Source organism: Thiorhodococcus mannitoliphagus (assembly GCF_010915725.1).
GTDB classification, from domain to species: Bacteria; Pseudomonadota; Gammaproteobacteria; order Chromatiales; family Chromatiaceae; genus Thiorhodococcus; species Thiorhodococcus mannitoliphagus.
On record NZ_JAAIJR010000412.1, the window covers coordinates 1 to 683 of the forward strand.

The 683-nt window shown below is 57.5% G+C and carries 1 tRNA gene; it reads left to right on the forward strand.

The window, feature by feature from the left end:
- Window positions 1-297 precede the first annotated feature (297 nt).
- Window positions 298-382, forward strand: a tRNA-Leu gene (locus G3480_RS27195).
- Window positions 383-683 lie beyond the last annotated feature (301 nt).

Sequence of the window (683 nt, forward strand, 5' to 3'; positions counted from 1 at the left end):
CCGCTGGACCTATGAGGGAAAGCCGCTCGCGGCATGAATGATTAAACAGTCTCGGGATTTCCACTCTGTTGCACTAGACATCAAGTGATCCCGTCAAGTAATCTAGGCGCAGGGTTTGAGCGGCTCGTTGTGCGGCAGGTCATCTTAAGTGCTCGAAGTGTAATTGGGTGAGATAGCCTGCAAATCCGTGTGCCTCGGTTCGATTCTGCGCTGAGCCTCCGCATCTCCCCCGTCCTAATCCGGTCCTGCTCGACGTTACAGTCACATCAGGGTCGGCAGCTTGATGACCCCTCCTCGGCCCGGATGGCGAAATTGGTAGACGCAAGGGACTTAAAATCCCTCGACTTCGGTCATGCCGGTTCGATCCCGGCTCCGGGCACCATCCTGATTTAGAAGAGAATTTCTCGACTTCCCGCATCCGCCCAGAGCGGCGCAGTTTGAGCCTCTGCTATGCCGGTGCTAGGTCGCAGGCAAGCCACAAAAAACCCGCCACGCGGGCGGGTCGGTGTATCGAATTCCCGCCGTTGGCTGGGTTTGGGTCACATCCGTTGTGGCCGCTGCGGCGGGTGTCAAGACAGTTGTCGCATTTTTCATGCGGTGTTTGAGGTGGCTTTGGCCTCCGTTTTCAGAGGTTTCCCGGGATTGAGCAAGACGGTGGTGTCGGGCTCGCAGTTGCGCGTGTT